This window comes from Arenibacter sp. ARW7G5Y1, assembly GCF_003201775.1.
Taxonomy (GTDB): domain Bacteria; phylum Bacteroidota; class Bacteroidia; order Flavobacteriales; family Flavobacteriaceae; genus Arenibacter.
Genome location: NZ_QJJZ01000006.1, coordinates 112,182 through 131,320, shown reverse-complemented (window position 1 = coordinate 131,320; position 19,139 = coordinate 112,182). Strand labels below are relative to the sequence as shown.

General features: G+C 40.2%; 17 protein-coding genes. 9 read left to right on the top strand and 8 right to left on the bottom strand.

Annotated features, from left to right (window positions below):
* Nucleotides 1–247: 247 nt before the first annotated feature.
* From C7972_RS10820 to C7972_RS10790, 7 genes are all read left to right on the top strand, one after another.
* The gene (locus tag C7972_RS10820; protein WP_110356190.1) at nt 248–1,417 is read left to right on the top strand and encodes a regulatory iron-sulfur-containing complex subunit RicT; all 1,170 of its coding nucleotides are present in this window, start codon (nt 248–250) and stop codon (nt 1,415–1,417) included.
* Nucleotides 1,410–1,895 (top strand): gliding motility lipoprotein GldH, encoded by a 486-nt coding sequence (locus C7972_RS10815; RefSeq protein ID WP_110356189.1) that lies wholly within the window; start codon nt 1,410–1,412, stop codon nt 1,893–1,895. Before C7972_RS10820 ends, C7972_RS10815 begins: the two co-directional genes overlap by 8 nt.
* 4 nt (nt 1,896–1,899) lie before the next feature.
* The gene (locus C7972_RS10810) at nt 1,900–4,242 is read left to right on the top strand and encodes a penicillin-binding protein 1A (protein ID WP_110356188.1); all 2,343 of its coding nucleotides are present in this window, start codon (nt 1,900–1,902) and stop codon (nt 4,240–4,242) included.
* A 120-nt stretch (nt 4,243–4,362) separates the two neighbouring features.
* The gene (locus C7972_RS10805) at nt 4,363–5,064 is read left to right on the top strand and encodes a CoA transferase subunit A (protein ID WP_110356187.1); all 702 of its coding nucleotides are present in this window, start codon (nt 4,363–4,365) and stop codon (nt 5,062–5,064) included.
* Nucleotides 5,065–5,231: 167 nt separating this feature from the next.
* Complete coding sequence (locus C7972_RS10800) at nt 5,232–5,585, top strand: four helix bundle protein (protein WP_110356186.1); 354 nt, start codon at nt 5,232–5,234, stop codon at nt 5,583–5,585.
* 105 nt (nt 5,586–5,690) lie between these two features.
* Entirely contained in the window at nt 5,691–6,344 is a 654-nt protein-coding gene (locus C7972_RS10795) for a 3-oxoacid CoA-transferase subunit B (RefSeq protein WP_110356185.1), read from the top strand.
* 551 nt (nt 6,345–6,895) lie between these two features.
* A complete protein-coding gene (locus C7972_RS10790; protein ID WP_110356184.1) occupies nt 6,896–7,429 on the top strand; it encodes a GNAT family N-acetyltransferase in 534 nt (177 codons plus the stop codon).
* A 10-nt stretch (nt 7,430–7,439) separates the two neighbouring features.
* Here C7972_RS10790 and C7972_RS10785 read toward each other — a convergent pair whose 3' ends face one another.
* The 7 genes from C7972_RS10785 to C7972_RS10750 all read right to left on the bottom strand — a co-directional run bounded on the left by C7972_RS10785 (nt 7,440) and on the right by C7972_RS10750 (nt 15,648).
* Entirely contained in the window at nt 7,440–8,597 is a 1,158-nt protein-coding gene (locus C7972_RS10785) for a methionine aminotransferase (protein ID WP_110356183.1), read from the bottom strand.
* 30 nt (nt 8,598–8,627) lie between these two features.
* Complete coding sequence (locus tag C7972_RS10780) at nt 8,628–9,101, bottom strand: very short patch repair endonuclease (RefSeq protein ID WP_110356182.1); 474 nt, start codon at nt 9,099–9,101, stop codon at nt 8,628–8,630.
* Nucleotides 9,102–9,203: 102 nt separating this feature from the next.
* A complete protein-coding gene (locus tag C7972_RS10775; RefSeq protein ID WP_110356181.1) occupies nt 9,204–9,950 on the bottom strand; it encodes a succinate dehydrogenase/fumarate reductase iron-sulfur subunit in 747 nt (248 codons plus the stop codon).
* Nucleotides 9,951–9,987: 37 nt separating this feature from the next.
* Entirely contained in the window at nt 9,988–10,263 is a 276-nt protein-coding gene (locus C7972_RS10770; RefSeq protein WP_309148924.1) for a four helix bundle protein, read from the bottom strand.
* A 133-nt stretch (nt 10,264–10,396) separates the two neighbouring features.
* Entirely contained in the window at nt 10,397–12,412 is a 2,016-nt protein-coding gene (locus tag C7972_RS10765) for a fumarate reductase/succinate dehydrogenase flavoprotein subunit (protein WP_110356180.1), read from the bottom strand.
* A gap of 12 nt (nt 12,413–12,424) precedes the next feature.
* Nucleotides 12,425–13,102, bottom strand: a complete 678-nt coding sequence (locus tag C7972_RS10760) for a succinate dehydrogenase cytochrome b subunit (protein WP_110356179.1) — start codon at nt 13,100–13,102, stop codon at nt 12,425–12,427.
* An 824-nt stretch (nt 13,103–13,926) separates the two neighbouring features.
* Nucleotides 13,927–15,648 carry a DUF4910 domain-containing protein gene (locus C7972_RS10750; RefSeq protein WP_110356177.1) on the bottom strand — a complete coding sequence of 574 codons (1,722 nt, stop codon included), beginning with the start codon at nt 15,646–15,648 and terminating at the stop codon, nt 13,927–13,929.
* A 185-nt stretch (nt 15,649–15,833) separates the two neighbouring features.
* On the opposite strand from C7972_RS10750, the gene C7972_RS10745 reads away from it, so the two are divergent.
* Nucleotides 15,834–17,132 carry an aminopeptidase P family protein gene (locus C7972_RS10745; RefSeq protein ID WP_110356176.1) on the top strand — a complete coding sequence of 433 codons (1,299 nt, stop codon included), beginning with the start codon at nt 15,834–15,836 and terminating at the stop codon, nt 17,130–17,132.
* Between the two features lie 67 nt (nt 17,133–17,199).
* On the opposite strand, the gene brnQ is transcribed toward C7972_RS10745, so the two are convergent.
* Nucleotides 17,200–18,486, bottom strand: a complete 1,287-nt coding sequence (gene brnQ, locus C7972_RS10740; RefSeq protein ID WP_110356175.1) for a branched-chain amino acid transport system II carrier protein — start codon at nt 18,484–18,486, stop codon at nt 17,200–17,202.
* A 266-nt stretch (nt 18,487–18,752) separates the two neighbouring features.
* Between brnQ and C7972_RS10735 the strand changes: the two genes are divergently transcribed.
* Entirely contained in the window at nt 18,753–19,004 is a 252-nt protein-coding gene (locus C7972_RS10735) for a hypothetical protein (RefSeq protein ID WP_110356306.1), read from the top strand.
* Nucleotides 19,005–19,139: the final 135 nt, after the last annotated feature.

Below are 19,139 nucleotides of genomic sequence, written 5' to 3'. Positions count from 1 at the left end.
AGGGTGATTTAATTTTTTCTGAATTAATTGCCTCAAAAAAACAGTAGTATTTTTAAAATAATTTAGTCAAAGATTAAGTTGGAAATCTCCTACTTGGGATTATTTTTCCTTGTTTAATGGCAGCTTTAGGTTGACAATGGAACTCTTTCTTTTCATCGCATTAAAAAAACACTATCTTTACGTTTAATAATTTTATGAACCTTTTTTAGTAAAAGTGTTACATTTTTACTAAACCAAGATACGAAATATGGGTTGTAGCAGTTGTTCAACCGGTAAGGACGGACAGCCAAAGGGATGCAAGAACAATGGTACTTGTGGCACTGATGGCTGTAATAAATTGACGGTATTTGATTGGCTTTCCAATATGTCACTGCCAAATGGGGAAAAACCATTTGATTGTGTGGAAGTCCGTTTTAAAAATAGCAGAAAAGAATTCTTCAGAAATTCCGAAAATCTTTCACTTTCCATTGGTGATATAGTGGCTACACAGGCTTCTTCCGGTCATGATGTGGGAATGGTTACACTTACCGGGGAATTGGTAAGGGTGCAAATGAAGAAGAAAAAAGAGGATTACAATAATCCGGAACTTCCCAAACTTTACCGAAAGGCTTCCCAAAAGGACATCGATATTTGGCAAAAATGTAGGGATAGGGAAGAGGAAATTAAAAAGAGGGCCAGGGAAATAGCCATTGTTCTTAAACTACAGATGAAAATCTCGGATGTGGAATTTCAAGGAGATGGTTCCAAGGCTACCTTTTATTATACAGCGGAGGAACGGGTAGATTTCCGACAGTTGATCAAGGACATGGCCAAGGCTTTTGGTATCCGCATTGAAATGAGGCAAATTGGCTACCGTCAAGAAGCCCAACGTTTGGGAGGAATAGGTTCCTGTGGAAGGGAATTGTGCTGCTCTACATGGCTTACCGATTTTAGGTCGGTAAGTACTTCGGCGGCCCGCTATCAGCAGTTGTCGCTTAATCCCCAAAAACTTGCAGGGCAATGTGGTAAGCTTAAATGCTGCCTTAATTACGAATTGGACGTTTATTTGGATGCCCTAAAGGATTTTCCAGGCCAGGATACCAAACTTTTCACCGAAAAAGGTATGGCCTTCTGTCAGAAAGTAGATATTTTTAAAGCTACACTTTGGTTTTCCTATAAGGACGAACCTGCCAATTGGCATGTCTTATCCAAAGACCAGGTTTTGGAGGTCATGGAAAAGAACAAGAAGCGGGAGAAAGTAGCCAGTTTGGAGGAATATGCGGTTGACAATGTTCAGGAGGTTGAAAAGGTATTTGAGAATGTGGTAGGACAGGATAGCCTAACGCGATTCGATACCCCAAAGAAGAGAAGGTCCAATAGGAATAATAAGAAAAAAAAGCGAAGCAATTATAAAAAAAGGCCTACCAACAATGCTTAAGAGTTTAGGGGTATTTTTTTTAGTAATTTTTATGGTTTCCTGCGATATGCAAACCGTAAAGTCCGATTATAGTCCAACACAGAATGGACGATGGAATAGGGATAGTGTGGTAAAATTTTCCTTCCAAGAGCTGGATACACTCCAAAAGTATAATATGTTCATCAACCTGAGAAATGATGGGACATACCCCTACAGCAACCTTTTTTTAATTGCGGAGTTAAAGTTTCCCAATGGCGATGTGGTAAGGGATACTTTGGAATATGAAATGGCCAAACCTGACGGAGAGTGGTTGGGAACGGGCTATGGCAGTTTAAAGGAAAACAAATTATGGTATAAGGAAAACGTCGTTTTTCCAGCTTCAGGCGTATATACATTAGAAATTTCCCATGCCATGCGTAAAAATGGCCAAGTAGATGGAATAGTGGAATTGGAAGGTATTACCGATGTGGGGTACCTAATCGAAAAAAGTAATCAGTAGGCTTATGGCAACAGCTACCAAAAAGAAGAAAAAAAGCAACAACAATTTTTTTAAGTTCATTAAGTGGTTTTGGATTCTCTTTTTTATAGGGGTTTTTTCCGGAGTTATGATTTTCCTTTTAGCTTCCTGGGGTGCCTTTGGAGCCATGCCGGAATATGAGCGCTTGGAAAATCCACAGACCAACTTGGCCAGTGAAATTATTTCCTCTGATGGAGAAACATTGGGCAAATTCTATTTGGACGACAATAGGACCGATGTAGACTATGAGGAGTTGCCGAAAACTTTGGTACAGGCTTTGGTGGCTACCGAAGATGCCCGTTATTATGAGCATTCGGGAATAGATGCAAGGGGAACACTAAGGGCCTTTGCCTATTTGGGTAAAAAGGGTGGGGCCAGTACCATATCCCAACAATTGGCAAGACAATTGTTTGTAGGGGTACGTTCCAAGAATATTTTCGAGACTATTACCCAAAAAATAAAGGAGTGGGTACTTGCCATTAGGTTGGAACGCAGTTATACCAAAGAAGAAATTATTAAGATGTATCTTAATATATACGATTTTAACTATAATGCCGATGGTATTAGATCTGCTTCCCGTATTTATTTTGGTAAAGAGCCTAAAAACCTAAAAATTGAAGAGTCTGCAGTTCTGGTGGGTATGCTTAAAAATTCTTCTTATTACAATCCTATCCGACGTGAAGAATTGGTCTTTAATCGAAGAAATACGGTTTTGTCCCAGATGGCGAAATATGATTATATAACCGAAAAGCAGAAGGATTCCTTACAGGCCTTGAAAATGGATATTAATTTTAGCCCTGAATCCCATCGAGAAGGATTGGCTACCTATTTTAGGATGTACCTTCAAGGGTTTATGAACAGATGGATTAAAGATAACCCCAAGCCGGCCTTGAAAGGAGAAAGTGATAAATGGAACATTTATTTGGACGGGTTGCGTATTTACACCACCATAGATTCGCGCATGCAAAAAAATGCGGAGGATGCGGTGGCAGAACATATGAAGCGGCTACAAGCCGAGTTTTTTCATCAAAACACCCCTGACCGTAATAAAACGGCACCCTTTATCCAAGAGGTTGATGGGGAAATTGATCGGATTATGGAGAGAGCTATTAAATCCTCGCACAGATGGCACAACTTAAAGGATCAGGGAAAAAGTGAAAAGGAAATAAGGGCTTCCTTTAACGAGCCGGTGGAGATGACCGTTTTTGATTGGAACAGTGAAACCAAGGAAAAAGATACGGTAATGACGCCCATGGACTCTATTAAGTACTATAAATCCTTTTTAAAGACGGCCATGATGTCCATGGAACCACAAACGGGACATGTAAAAGCCTGGGTAGGCGGTATAGATTATAAACATTTTCAGTATGACAATGTTATCCAAGGAGCAAGGCAGGTAGGATCTACATTTAAACCTTTTGTTTATGCTGCCGCCATTGACCAATTGCGTCTTTCGCCCTGTGATATACTTCCGGACAATCAATATTGTATTGAAGCTAATAAACACGGGAATCCAGATCCTTGGTGTCCAAAGAATTCAGATGGTAAATATTCCGGGGAAATGCTTACCCTTAAAAATGCTTTGGCCAATTCAGTGAATACTATCACTGCCCAATTGATTGATAGGGTGGGGCCCAAAGCAGTGGTATCTATAGCCAAAAATCTGGGAATTACAGGGGACATACCGGAAGTACCTTCCATTGCCTTGGGAACTGCAGACCTTAATGTATATGAGATGGTGGGGGCCTATGGTACCTTTGCCAATCAAGGGGTATACGTTAAACCGGTCATGGTAACCAGGATTGAGGACAAGAATGGTACGGTACTCTATGAGTATGTGCCGGAAACCAAAGATGTATTGAGCAAGGATGTGTCCTATGCCATGCTAGATCTTATGTCAGGGGTAACCCAAGGGGGATCTGGGACAAGATTAAGAACCACAGGAGCAGAGAAATATAGGCCGGAATATAAGGAGATCATAACAGGTTATCCTTATGAATTTAAAAACCCAATTGCCGGTAAAACGGGTACTACCCAGAACCAAAGTGACGGTTGGTTTATGGGAATGGTCCCCAACCTGGTAACCGGAGTATGGGTAGGCGGAGATGACAAGGCCGTTCATTTTAGGACCATTACCTACGGACAGGGAGCTTCCATGGCTTTGCCAATTTGGGGCTTGTATATGAAAAAGAATTATGCCAACAAGGAATTGGGTATTTCCGATGGGGAATTTGAAAAGCCGGAGAATTTATCCATAAATGTGGATTGCTCCAAAGCATCAATGGAGGAGGACAATAAAATAGATATAGAGGACGATTTGGATTTTTAGTACCACAAAAAAATTATAGCCTAAATGCCCTTGCTTTTATCAAAAAGTTAAGGGCATTTTTCGTTAAAAACCCGTATTTTAGAAAGAGCAAGTTAATAAGTTAAATTAAGAAGGTTTTATATGATACGAAAAACAGTTGCCAACGTGGAGGAGGCCCTGGAAGGGGTAAAGGACGGTATGACTCTTATGCTCGGAGGATTTGGATTATGTGGTATTCCAGAAAATGCGATTGCGGAATTGGTGAAGATGGGGGTCAAGGAATTAACCTGTATTTCCAATAATGCCGGAGTGGACGATTTTGGACTTGGTCTTTTATTGCACAAAAGACAGATAAAGAAAATGATTTCTTCCTATGTGGGGGAGAATGATGAGTTTGAAAGGCAAATGTTGAGTGGGGAATTGGACGTAGAATTAACTCCTCAAGGAACTTTAGCGGAGAAATGTAGGGCCGCACAAGCCGGTTTCCCGGCATTCTATACTCCGGCCGGTTATGGTACCGAAGTGGCCGAAGGAAAAGAAACCAGAGAGTTCAATGGAAAGATGTATGTGCTGGAAGAAGCCTATAAAGCCGATTTTTCATTTGTCAAGGCCTGGAAGGGCGATGAGGCGGGGAATTTAATATTTAAGGGAACTGCCCGAAACTTTAACCCGGCCATGAGCGGCGCTGCCAAGATTACCGTGGCCGAGGTGGAGGAGTTGGTGCCGGCAGGACAGTTGGATCCCAACCAAATCCATGTCCCTGGAATTTTTGTGCAACGTATCTTCCATGGTAAGGATTACCAGAAAAGAATTGAACAGTTGACAATACGGAAAATCAATTAGTCAATTAGTTAATTTGAAAATGTAACAATTGGGTTTTATTTTAATGGGCGTTTATTAGGAAAGCAAGTAAAACGAAGTTTTAATGAATTGCTAGGTTCTGTACTGGTTTTGTTATTTAAGTGTAATGTTGATCAATGGCAAATGGGCCACTTTAACTTCAAATACTTATGATAATTAAGGAAAATGCTGTTGTTCAGAAGTCAGTCGATTTTGCCATTAGGATTATCGAATATTGTGAAGTGTTAGAGGAGAATAGAAAGTACGTCATTGCAACACAGTTATTAAAGGCAGGTACTAGCATTGGTGCTAATATTCATGAAGCACAAAACGCTGAAAGTAGAGCCGACTTTATACATAAAATGAAAATTGCTGTCAAGGAGCTGGAGGAAGCCAAATATTGGCTTGTTTTATGCGAACGGTCTAATTCATATCCTTTTGATATCGATTTAAAAAATAGTATTGACGAGTTGGGGTTAATTTTGTATAAAATAATAAGTACAAGTAAGAGGAATTCAAGATAGTAACCTAAGAACGGTATATTAGTTACTAGGGTTAATTGTGAGATGGTTGAATTAATACATTGACACATTGACACATTGATTCATTGGTAAATTATAACATTAATTATGTTGGACAAAAACGGAATAGCAAAACGCATTGCAAAGGAAGTGAAGGACGGATATTATGTAAACCTAGGAATCGGGATACCTACCTTGGTGGCCAATTTTGTAAGGGACGATATAAGTGTGGAATTTCAAAGTGAAAACGGGGTGTTGGGTATGGGGCCGTTTCCGTATGAAGGGGAAGAGGATGCCGACATTATCAATGCAGGCAAACAGACCATCACAACCCTGCCAGGAGCCTCGTTTTTCGACTCTGTAACGAGCTTTGGGATGATTCGGGGTCAACATGTAGATCTCACCATTTTGGGAGCCATGGAGGTTTCTGGGAATGGGGATATTGCCAATTGGAAAATTCCGGGAAAAATGGTCAAGGGAATGGGCGGGGCTATGGACCTGGTGGCTTCTGCAGAGAACATCATTGTTGCCATGATGCATACCAATAGGGCTGGTGAATCCAAGTTGTTAAAGAAATGCACTTTGCCATTAACCGGAGTTGGGTGTGTAAAAAAAATTGTGACCAATTTGGCCGTACTGGATGTAACTCCCGACGGATTTAAATTGTTGGAAAGGGCACCTGGTGTTAGCGTCGATGAGATAGTGAAAGCTACTGAAGGGAATTTAATTGTAGAAGGCGATATCCCAGTGATGGATATTTAACGGGTCTGTTCAATTAAGTATCTCCTATTTTATTAGTGAAACTCAATTTTGAGAAGTCAGTAATACGCACTTAAAATTGCAAGTTGACACTATCCCGCATTTTTCGGCGGGATCTAGTTACAATACCTTATATTGAATTTTATCATACGCTAAAATGAAAAGTCGCTATTTAACATTTTGGAGAGGGTTATTTATCGATCTAATTAACTATTTTTATACGCATACAACAATTACTGTATATTTCACAACAATTTTTTAAATGTTGCGTTAATCTGATTTATATTGCAATCATTAACAGAAGTTAAACCCCAAATTTAACAACTACTAAACCTAAATTATTATGGAAGCCCAAATTAACCACACCCGTACACAAAAGGAAATTCAAGTTTATCGCAATGACTTTTTTACAGGCATTGTACGATTGACCAAAAAATTATTTATGCTGTAGGCATAAATCAATAGCTTATAAAAGGAGCACTTCTTTAGAGGAGTGCTCCTTTTTTTGTTTTCATCCTAGTGAAAAGTCGTATTTTAGGAAGAAAAGCAAAGCAATGAAACTACATTTGAGGCCGTGCTCCATCAGCGATTTGGAAGTTTTGGCTAAACTAGGCAGAAGGACTTTTATAGAGGCTTTTGAAAAGGACAATAAGCCGCAGGATTTTAAGGAATATCTTAAAACTTCTTTTGGAGAGGATACGCTTCTAAAGCAGTTACGGGATATTAATTCTTCCTTTTATTTTATTTATAAGGATTCCAGCTTGGTGGGATATATAAAATTAAATGAAAATGAATCCCAAACGGATATTAGGGATAGTTGTTCCATGGAGTTGGAACGGATCTACGTGCTGGCCGAATTTCAAGGCCAAGGAATTGGGGAGTGGATAGTACGGCAGGTATTGTCCATTGCAAAAGCCAAAAATAGGTTGTATGTGTGGCTTGGTGTTTGGGAGGACAATCCTAAAGCTATTAAATTTTATCAAAGAATGGGGTTCTATAAGTTTGGTAGTCATCCTTATTTTATTGGCAATGATGGGCAAACGGATTGGTTAATGCGATTGGACCTACAGGAGGGAGTGTCTATATAGATTCCATATACTACAGCTTACATAGTATTTCGGTGGCCTTTTCCAAAGTTTCGTTGGTCTTGGCGAAACAGAATCGTACTAGATGTTTGTCAATTCCCTTGGTATTAAAGCCTGAAATGGGAATACTGGCTATACGATGTTCTGTAACCAGGCGTTCGGCAAAGACTTCGTCAGGTTCTTGGCTAATACCACTATAATCCACTAATTGGAAATAGGTTCCTTGGGAAGGTTTTATTTTAAACCTTGAAGAAGATAGTCCTTCTAGGAATAGATTTCGCTTTTCTTGATAAAATTGGTTGAGGCCTAAATAATGTTGGGGTTCTTTTAAATAAGAGGCTAAGGCTTTTTGAACGGCATGATCCGCACTAAACACATTAAACTGGTGGGTTTTACGAAATTCGTGCATTAGTTCGGCCGGGCCTGCGCAATATCCCATTTTCCATCCGGTTATATGGAATGTTTTTCCAAAGGAACCACATACAAAAGTACGGGAGGCAAGTCCGTCAAATTTTGAGGCACTTTCATGAACAAGGCCATCAAAGATAATATGCTCGTAGACTTCATCACTAATGACGATTATATCTGTTTTGTCAAGGCTCTGCTGTAATTGAAGCATATCTTCCTTGGAGAAGATTGTACCGCTTGGATTGTGAGGAGTGTTGATGATGACCATTTTGGTTTTGGAGGTAATCTTGGAACGGAATTCCTGCCAATCTACCTTAAAATCCGTATTGCTTAGTTGAACAAATACAGGAATGCCCCCATTGACCTCAATGGCGGGCTCATAACAGTCGTATGCCGGTTTAATGACCATAACCTCATCACCATGGCCAATAAACGCTGTGATAATGGTAAAAATGGCCTGTGTGGCTCCGATGGTTACTGTTATTTCATTATCTGGGTTATAGCGCCGGCCATATAATTGCTCCAACTTCTTTGAAATCCCTTCCCTAAGTTCCATTACCCCTGCCATAGGGGCATATTGATTGTATCCTTGTTTCATGGCTTGGGATACCAAGTCTATTAGGGTAGGATCGGGCTCAAAATTGGGGAACCCTTGTGAAAGATTTATTGCCTCGTGTTTCTGAGCCAATTGCCCCATTGTAGTAAAAATCGTAGTTCTTACATTAGGAAGCTTAGAGAATATTTTGTGATTGTATTTGGGCATTGGAGCGCGTTTGAATTTGTAATTGGCAAATTAGTTTTGCTGTGATTGTAAATGTTGAATTACCTGATTTAGACATAGATCCAATTCTTTCTTAATCTCCCGTTCCCAAAAACGGAATACGGTATAGCCCATTTGTTGTAATTCTTGGTTTACTTCCCTATCGCGTTGAATATTGCGTTCAATTTTTGGAATCCAGAACTCTTTGTTTGTTTTAATCCTTTGTTTCCGCTCCTCCCAATTATACCCGTGCCAATATTCGCCATCAATGAAGATGGCGGTTTTATATTTATTTAGGACAATGTCCGGTTTGCCAATCAATTTCTTGTAATCTACCCTATATCTATATCCTGCCGCCCATAGGGCTTTTCTAAATTTGAGTTCGGGAATGGTGTTTTTACCTCTAATTTTTCCCATGATCTTAGAACGCTCAGGGGTGGTATAAAAACCGGACTCCTCATTAAAACGCGGAACGATTATCCTTTCTTCCTTATATTTTTTTGGCATATTTAAAGATACTGGATTTTCCAGAACTGGATAAAGAAAAACCCCATTCCTGAAAAGGGATGGGGTCTGTTTCTGTAGAATATAAATTATATTTTAATACTACTATCCTTTTATGCTTGCGGCAAAGAACTCCCTGTTCATACGGGCAATGTTTTCCAAGGATATTCCTTTAGGACATTCTACTTCACAAGCCCCTGTATTGGTACAGTTTCCAAATCCTTCCAAATCCATTTGCGCGACCATATTCTTCACTCGGTCCGTAGCTTCAATACGTCCTTGTGGGAGTAGGGCATATTGGGATACCTTTGCCCCAACAAACAACATGGCCGAGGAATTTTTACAACTTGCTACACAGGCGCCACAACCAATACAGGTAGCGGCATCCATGGCCGTATCCGCTGCGTGCTTATCAATTGGAATGGCATTGGCATCCTGGGTATTTCCAGAGGTGTTGACGGAAATAAAACCACCGGCCTGTTGAATCCGATCAAAGGAACTACGGTCTACCACCAAATCCTTGATTACCGGAAAGGCTTTTGCCCTAAACGGCTCAATAGTAATGGTGTCGCCATCCTTGAACATTCGCATATGTAATTGGCAGGTAGTAACCCCTCTATCCGGACCATGGGCTTCCCCGTTGATGTACATGGAGCACATACCGCAAATACCTTCGCGACAGTCATGGTCAAAAGCAACAGGTTCTTCGCCTTTGTTGGTGAGCTGTTCGTTCAAAACATCCATCATCTCAAGGAATGACATATGTTCTGAAATCTCGGTCACCTTATATTCGACCATTTTACCTTTGTCCTGTGGTCCTTTCTGTCTCCAAATTTTTAATGTAAGATTCATTCTTATAGTTTATTAGCCAAAAGCCAATAGGCATTAGTTACTTGTCTATCGATTTAATGAAGGCGTTTAACATTTTACTTTCTTCGGTTATTAAAACTTGTATTCTATTATAACTATCGGTTGAAATAAAGTTTAATTCTTTAGCAATTATTAATTGGGTTTCCAATTCGAATAAAGATCCTCTTGAAATTTTTAAGAATTGAATATAATTCTCAGTGTAATTCCGACCCCATCCTTCGGCAATATTTGAAGGTATTGATATAGAGGAACGTTTAATTTGACTTTGTAAACCGAATAACTCGTCATTTGGGATTTATTGGCATAATAAATAAATTTCCTTAACGATATCTATTCCTTTTTGCCAGATCAGCAAGTCTTTATACGTTCTTACTTCATTCATATGGGCAACCTCCATTTATTTTTGGCTAATGCCTATTGTCTTTTGCCTATTTATAACTTCTTTGTTTTAATTCTATATCCTTAAATTCCAATTGTTCCTTGTGCAAAACGGCCTCTGAAGGTTCTCCTTTGAATTCCCAAGCAGCTACAAAAGCATAATCTTTATCGTTACGTTTTGCTTCTCCTTTTTGCTCTCCATCAATTTCCACGGATTCTTCACGGAAATGTCCTCCACACGATTCCTCCCGCATTAAGGCATCCTTGGCAAACAATTCGCCCAATTCCAAGAAATCCGCCACGCGTCCTGCTTTCTCCAATTCCGGATTCATTTCATTGGCTGATCCAGGAACCTTTACTTCCTTATAAAATTCTTCACGTATCGCCTTAATTTCTGACATGGCTTCTTTTAGGCCTTCAGCGTTACGGGACATACCACATTTGTCCCACATAACTTTGCCCAAGCGTTTATGGAAATAATCAACTGAATGGGTTCCATTGTTGTTGACAAAGAAGTTGATCCTATCCGTTACTTCCTTTTCGGCTTGATCAAATTCCGGCGTATCTGTAGGAATTTTTCCAGTCCTAATTTCATGGGAAAGATAATCCCCTATAGTGTACGGGAGCACAAAATAACCATCGGCCAAGCCTTGCATTAAGGCAGATGCTCCCAAACGGTTGGCACCGTGATCTGAAAAATTGGCTTCCCCAATACAGTAAAGGCCTTCTACGGTAGTCATTAGATTGTAATCTACCCAAACACCCCCCATGGTATAGTGGGTTGCGGGATAGATCATCATTGGGGTCTTGTATGGATTTTCGTCTACGATTTTTTCGTACATCTGAAACAGGTTCCCATATTTCTCCTCCACTACTGCTTCGCCAAGTGCTGTAATTTTTTCTTTGGTTGGATTTTGTATACCATGGATTTTGGCTTGTTCCAAGCCATACCTTTCAATGGCGGATTTAAAATCCAGATACACGGCTTCTCCAGTGGCATTAACGCCGTAACCGGCATCACACCTTTCTTTTGCAGCTCTGGAAGCCACATCACGTGGTACCAAGTTTCCAAAAGCAGGATATCTTCTTTCCAAATAGTAGTCCCTTTGTTCCTCGCTCAATTGGGTTGGTTTTAATTTTCCTTCCCTAATGGCCAATACATCTTCCATGTTTTTAGGAACCCATATACGGCCATCGTTACGCAATGACTCGGACATTAAGGTCAATTTGGATTGATAATCTCCGGACCGAGGGATACAGGTTGGGTGAATTTGGGTATAACATGGGTTGGCAAAAAAGGCCCCCTTTTTATGTATTTTCCAAGCCGCTGTGGCGTTGGACCCCATGGCATTGGTAGAAAGGAAGTATACGTTGCCATAACCCCCCGATGCAATTACTACGGCGTGTGCCGAATGGCGTTCTATTTCACCGGTAACCAAGTTACGGGCAATAATACCACGTGCTTTGCCATCCACCTTTACAACATCGAGCATTTCATGCCTGTTATACATTTCAATTTTACCACGGGCAATCTGCCGGTTCATGGCAGAATAGGCTCCTAACAATAATTGTTGGCCCGTTTGCCCTTTGGCATAAAACGTTCGGGATACCAATACTCCACCAAAAGAACGGTTGTCCAATAATCCACCATAATCCCTTGCAAAAGGGACACCCTGTGCCACACATTGATCTATTATATTGGCCGAAACCTCTGCCAAACGGTACACGTTGGCCTCTCGGGAACGGTAATCCCCTCCCTTTACTGTATCATAAAACAAACGATAGATAGAATCGCCATCCCCTTGATAGTTTTTTGCGGCATTTATACCCCCTTGGGCAGCAATGGAATGCGCTCTACGTGGTGAATCTTGATAGCAGAACGCCTTAACCCTATAGCCTAGCTCGGCTAGGGTTGCCGCGGCAGAACCCCCTGCAAGGCCGGTACCAACAACAATAACGTCGATGTTTCGCTTATTGGCAGGATTTACCAAGTTTATTTTATCCTTATAGGTAGTCCATTTATCCTTTAATGGGCCTTTTGGTATTTTAGAATCCAATACAGACATAGAATTGTATTATTAATGGTTAAAATGGTGAAAAAGTGCAATGAAAATAAATCCTAATGGAATTAAAACAGCGTATGCCTTTCCAAATCCTTTTAACCCTTTTACATATTTATTGTTGGCACCAACAGACTGAAATGCTGAACTAAAGCCATGTAGTAGGTGCAATGATAGAAAAACGAAACCTAAGCAATAAAGGGCAACCCTCCATATAGGTTCAAATTTATGGGTAAGTTCTTCATAATAACGAAAACCTTCCCCATCGGCCAATAGACCGGACATATCTCCTTGTATATATTTAGTGTTGATTTCTGGAAACCAGAAATCCAAGAAATGAATAATTAAGAAAACAAGGATAAAGCCACCGCTCCAGATCATATTCCTACTCATCCAAGTGGAATTGGCAGCACCGTTATTTTTGGCATAATTAATGGCACGGGCGTTCCTGTTTTTTATTTCCAACACAAATCCCATTACAAAGTGATAGATCACCCCAAAGAGCAGTACGGGTTGCAAGGCATATTGAACCAAGGCATTGGTGCCCATAAAATGGGAGGTTTCATTAAAGGTATCCGGACTAAACACGGATAGGATGTTAATGGCAAAATGTTGAAGGATAAAAATCATTAGAAAAAAGGCGGAAAGGGCCATAGTGTACTTTCTGCCTATAGAAGAGTTTAAAAATCCACTCATTATTTATTTGTTTTGATGGCAAATTTACTCTACAATCGAATTATTAACAAACTTTGTTGAATTTATGTACAGTATTTAGAACCAATTTAAAGAATTCCACAATAATAGATCGGAAATTACTTGAAAATCTTCTTGGTTCAGTGGATATAATAGTTGGGAAACGGCATATTTTCCTTGATACACTATTCCCAAAGCGTCCTGATAATCGGCTTAATTCCGCTATTAAAAGGTGGTATAAGAGGTATTGCTATCAAAATATGTTTAGCATATTTTCTGTATTATATGAAAGTTTTTTCGTGTTAAATTATTTAATTCAGGGTAGTGCATCCATACTTTTATTGGTTTCCATGCGTTAGAAACTAACCGTAATATAAATTGGAATAATTGGATGGTATTCTGGAAAAACTGGTCTTTTAATATAAAATTCTCTTTAATTGCTTTTTTTATAACTGCAATATTGGGCCTTGTAAGCATGGGCGCTTTGGGAGGTTTGTTGTATTACCCGGTTTCTTTTTTATTTGCATCTTATCCCTCACTGGATGATTGGAGTGGGGATTGGGTGTGGCCCAGTGTTATTATGGTGGGGATGTTATGGTCCTTTGGATTCGTGTTTGCTGCGTTAGCTTGGTACTACATTCAAAAAATAACCCAATCCAAAATGCTACTTATTATCGCATACCTACTTATATTATGGTTATGGGCCGCATTGCTATGGTGTTGGAGGATTATGGTCCATATAGACCAAATATCCCAGGGGAATTAAGCCGTAATTGGTGGAGGGCGTTACCGCCTTTTACATGATATATGGAAATATCACATCTATCCTACTTTTCCAATTCCGCAATAAACACTTTTGACTGGGTTTCAATAATGGCTTGGGCCCCTAAAATAGCCTTTTCCAAAATTACCTTGTTTTCCGGGGATGCCAAGTCTATTGTAGATGCAATGGCTTTTATATACCAATCTTCCCAAGCCTTTATAATAGTAATCTCGTTTTCCACGGGATTCCCGCCTTTTACAGATTTTTCACTCAGCAAAAACTCTTCAGCAAGACGGTTGGTGGCCGCGTCCTTCACTATTTGAACAATATCCATTGCTGTATAGGAATCACCATTTACCAGGGTCAACGCACTGGCCAATGATGCAATACCCACATTTTTAAGCGTTTCTTGTGAAACCTTATCCATTCTATCTTTATCTGTATGATAAAACTGGTCTGTGAAATGCCAAAACAACAATCCGGGAATATTGTTGTCCAAAAATGGAGTGTGGTCGCTGCCACCTTCATAAGGATTGGTATTTACTTCCCAATGGGCCACTTTACCTTGTTTCATGAAACTATGGATCATAAAGTCGTTTAGGTAATGGGGTTTCATATCCTCCAAGCCAAGTAACTTACCGCCCCATTCCGTATGCTTATCTTTTCCTCTGGTCCAGATGGCACTGGGGTCCGGCATTTTTTCGATTAGGAACGAACCTCCGGTTATGGCTGTATTTTCACCAACCATATCCAAACTAAGGCCCCACTTGATTTTGGCAGCCCTTTTTTCATTTTCTTGCAGATACCTTTTGGTGGATATAATTTCGTCGCCCCAAAGGAAGGTCATGGTTCGCCGGGCATCAATACTTTCATTCCCGATTAATTTGGCGGCAATTGTTGCCATTTCCAATTGCACACCCACACCACTGGCATTATCATTGGCGCCCGGCTCCTGCACGTGGGCACTGAAGACTATGCGCTCATCCGGTATTTCGGAGCCCTTTATATTGGCCACTATGGTTAATTCTTCAGAGGGATATATTTTGGTGGAAATATGTACATTGGCCATAAGTTTGCCTTTTTCCAATGCCGACACCAACCTTACTTTGGCTTGATGGGAAAGCGCAATTCCCCAAGTATTTTTTGTATCATAGGGAAGGCTTCGAAATTGAATGGCATTTTCGTTTTTTTCGGGTTGTAAATAGGCGGGATTATCGTAACTAACAATGCCCACTGCCCCCTTTTTTAAAACACCTTCCTTATATATTTCCAAAATATTGGATTCCGTAAAAATAATTTTACCCTTTACGGACTCCTTTTGTAGGTCATTTATGTCCTTAACATAGATTATTTCGGTGGTAATTCCATTTTTTGGTGTAGAAGTCGAATTTAGGTAAACCATGTTTCTGTTGGAGGTATAGGAAAGCAATGGCTCCTTGTCTCCTATAAGGGTAATCTCCGCATCTACAATTTCCCAGGTGGGTAGCTGTAAAGGTCTTTTTTCAATCCTGTAAGTGAAGCGATCCATATTGGAGGCATTTTCTTCCAAGACATATCCTGCGGTCTCTAAATCGGTTGCAATTTTATGGATACTTTTGTTGTATCCCCCATTGCCTACTACACGCCAAAACTGCTCCACGAAGGCCGTGGTCTCATAGGCCTTATCCCCAGAGATGTTACTTCTAAGGATATTTAAATAATCCTCCGTAGTAACTGCAGAAATATTTACTTGGCTCCAGCCTAGGCTAAAGGTACTTATAAATAGGAGGAGTAGATTTTTACTCATAATATTGGAGAGTACTTAAAATTGTTACATACCGTGGCAAACCATTTGTAATATCACAAAATGATAGAGCGAAGATATGCTATTTTGGAATTTAGTAGGACGGTAAGAGGAGCTTTTAAAATTCATTTAACGCTTTGTGGATAATACACTTCCTATTTCTTAAATTTGGTCACAAAATTATAAGAATGAAGTATCAGCAAATTGAGAATAGCTTGTTTATAAAGAACCGCAAGAAATTTATGGCCAGAATGAAGCCAAAAAGTATTGCTGTTTTTAATTCCAATGACCTTTATCCCATAGGGGCCGATAGTACCATGCCCTTTGAGCAGAACCGGGACCTGTTTTATTTAAGTGGTGCCGATCAGGAGGAAACCATTTTGTTGTTGTGCCCGGACGCTCATGAGAAAAAGCATAGGGAAGTCTTGTTTGTGAGGGAGACCAATGCACACATTGCAGTCTGGGAAGGGGAAAAATTGACCAAAGAAAAAGCCACCGAGGTATCTGGTATCGAAACCATTTATTGGTTGACCGATTTTGATAAGATCTTTTATGATCTTATGACCGAAGTGGAAATGGTATATTTTAATACCAACGAGCATTACCGTCAGGCTGTTGAGACCCAAACCAGGGAAGATAGGTTTATAATAAAATGCAAACAGGATTATCCTGCGCATCTATGGGCCAAAAGCAGTCCTATTTTACAGGAAATTAGGGGGGTGAAGGAGCCGGAGGAGATTGCGATCATGCAGACGGCCTGTAATATTACAGAGAAGGGATTCAGGCGTCTGTTGCAGTTTGTAAAGCCGGGGGTTATGGAGTACGAGATCGAAGCCGAATTGCTTCACGAATTTATTCGTAATAGGTCCAAGGGCTTTGCCTATTCCCCTATTATAGCGTCGGGCAACAATGCCAATGTGCTACATTATATAGAAAATAATCGTGAATGTAAGGATGGGGATATGTTATTGTTGGATGTAGCAGCAGAATACGCCAATTATTCCAGTGATCTTACCCGTACCATTCCCGTCAACGGGAGGTTTACCCCAAGGCAGAAAGCGGTTTATGAAGCTGTTCTTCGGGTAAAGAACGATGCCACCGCCATGTTGGTTCCTGGTGCTATGTGGGGGGAATACCATCAGGAAGTAGGCAAGTTAATGACTTCAGAGTTGTTGGGATTAGGCTTGCTGGATAAAGCCGATGTTCAAAATGAGGATAAGGACTGGCCCGCCTACAAAAAATATTTTATGCACGGTACTAGTCATCACATTGGTTTAAATACCCACGATTACGGCGCATTAAAAACGCCTATGGTGGCCAATATGGTATATACTGTGGAGCCAGGAATCTATATTCCGGAGGAAAAAATGGGGATTAGATTAGAAGACGATGTGGTAATCCAAGAAAAAGGGGCTCCTTTTAACCTCATGGCAAATATCCCTATTGAGGTAGAGGAGATAGAAGAGTTGATGAATGCCAATATTTAAGGCATTACCATAATTTATTATAGAAGGGCTGGTATGATCCAGCTCTTTTTTATTTTCAGGATCTTTTTTAATTAGACTTCTTGGATGATAAGTATTCACGTATAAGGTTTGAAGCCACAAAAACAGTTAGAGCCGGCAAAATCCATCCCAATCGGTATTCACTGAGGGGTATCCAGTAAAAAAAATCCTTTTTAGGGGCCCAATTCCCCAAGCTGTTCAAAAAATCCGGGATACTAAAAATGACGGTAGTGAATACCACAGCCTTAAACACCATTGGTGAGGCCCATTTCTCTGGCATTAAATTAAGCAGAATCAATATAATGGTAATAGGATAAATGAACATAAGCGCCGGAAAAGCTACCGTAATAATATAGGCAACATCAAACTGCCCCATTGTAATCCCAAGAAGACAGCCCATTATTGCTGTTATGAGATAGGCATGTTTGTATTTTGGGAGTCGGTCCTTGATAAAATCAGCGGTTCCTGTAACAATGCCTACGGCAGTGGTAAAGCAGGCCAGGCTTACCAATATACTAAGGAATATATTGGCGTTATTACCCAGGCTTTGTTTACTTATACCAGTCAGTAGTTCTATTCTGGTGCTATTTAATTCAAAATTGTTGTGGTTCAAAGCTCCCGAAAGGATAAGGCCTGCGTAAATTATAAAAAGGCTTGATCCAGCCAACCAACCGGCATTGCGCACCAATGTTTTTTTGTCCTTAAAGGATGCGTCCGACTTTATATTGATAGATACAATGATTACACCCCCAACTACAACGGCACCAATGGCATCAAAGGTTTGATAGCCTTCCAAAATGCCATCGCTGAACGGACTGCTAATTTCGGTAGTCCCAAAATTGTAGTCAAGCGTAAAAAAGCTCGAAACGATTAGCATAACTAAAATTAATATGATGGCAGGGGTTAGAAATTTACCCAGGATGTCCAACAGTTTTGATCGATTTACAACGAAAATAAAAACCAAGATAAAGTAGACAACACTGCTTAGGAGGGCAGAGGTGTTAAAGAAGGGCTGTACTGCCATTTCATGGGTTACGGCAGCAGTGCGCGGTGAAGGCAAGCTTATGGAAATAGCATAGATCAACAAAGAATAGATAAGACTAAACTTTGGGGAGACTTTTTTTCCAAAGTCATAAATGGTCCCCTGCAATTTGGCGTGGGCCAAAATTCCCAGGACGGGTACCAAGACAGCAGACATTGCAAATCCTAAGGTCACCAGCCACCACCAATTTCCAGACTGAAACCCAAGTAGGGGTGGAAGAATTAAATTCCCTGCCCCAAAAAACAAGGAGAATAATGCAAATGAAGTGACTAGGGTTTCCTTGGTGTTGGGCATTAATGGCAATTTTGGCGAAAGATAGTTTAAAAACCGTTTAGTTTAAATGGGTATATAATCGCGCTATAAGTGCAGTTGGTCGAAAAAATCAAATTTTGCTAAAAAAAAACGGAAAAAAAACAGGTTGCACTCAATAAAAGGAAGGGTGCCGGCGTTAATTATCTGAAAGTCATTTAATAAGTGCTTTCAACAGTTAACCTAAAGTTTAATTTTTGCATTTTACGGTCCCCTAAACCTTACCAATGCCACCTAAAAAAACCTGTATTATGAAGAAAGTTATTACAGACTATGGAACAAAACTCAGCGCCATTTGCTGCAGTATTTTTGGACACCACTACATTGTTTCCAAAAAGGTTACCCTACACATCAAGGAATATAAATGTGTACATTGTAATAAAGAAGTGACTACCGATGTAAGTGGAAATCTGTCCAACTTAACTCCGGAATTGCAGGACATTAACAATACTTTACAAGATATTTATCAGAAAAGACATAGGGCTACCCAACAGGTAGCCTAAATTATGCTTGGCAACTTAATTCCGGCCTTAAGCGGTATCGGAGTTTTTGAAGTTATTCCCGTAAATTAGAAGAACGCCCATATTCCTTGACTGTCCTGCGCCCCACGACAGTTAAGTAAGGAACGTCCTGTATTT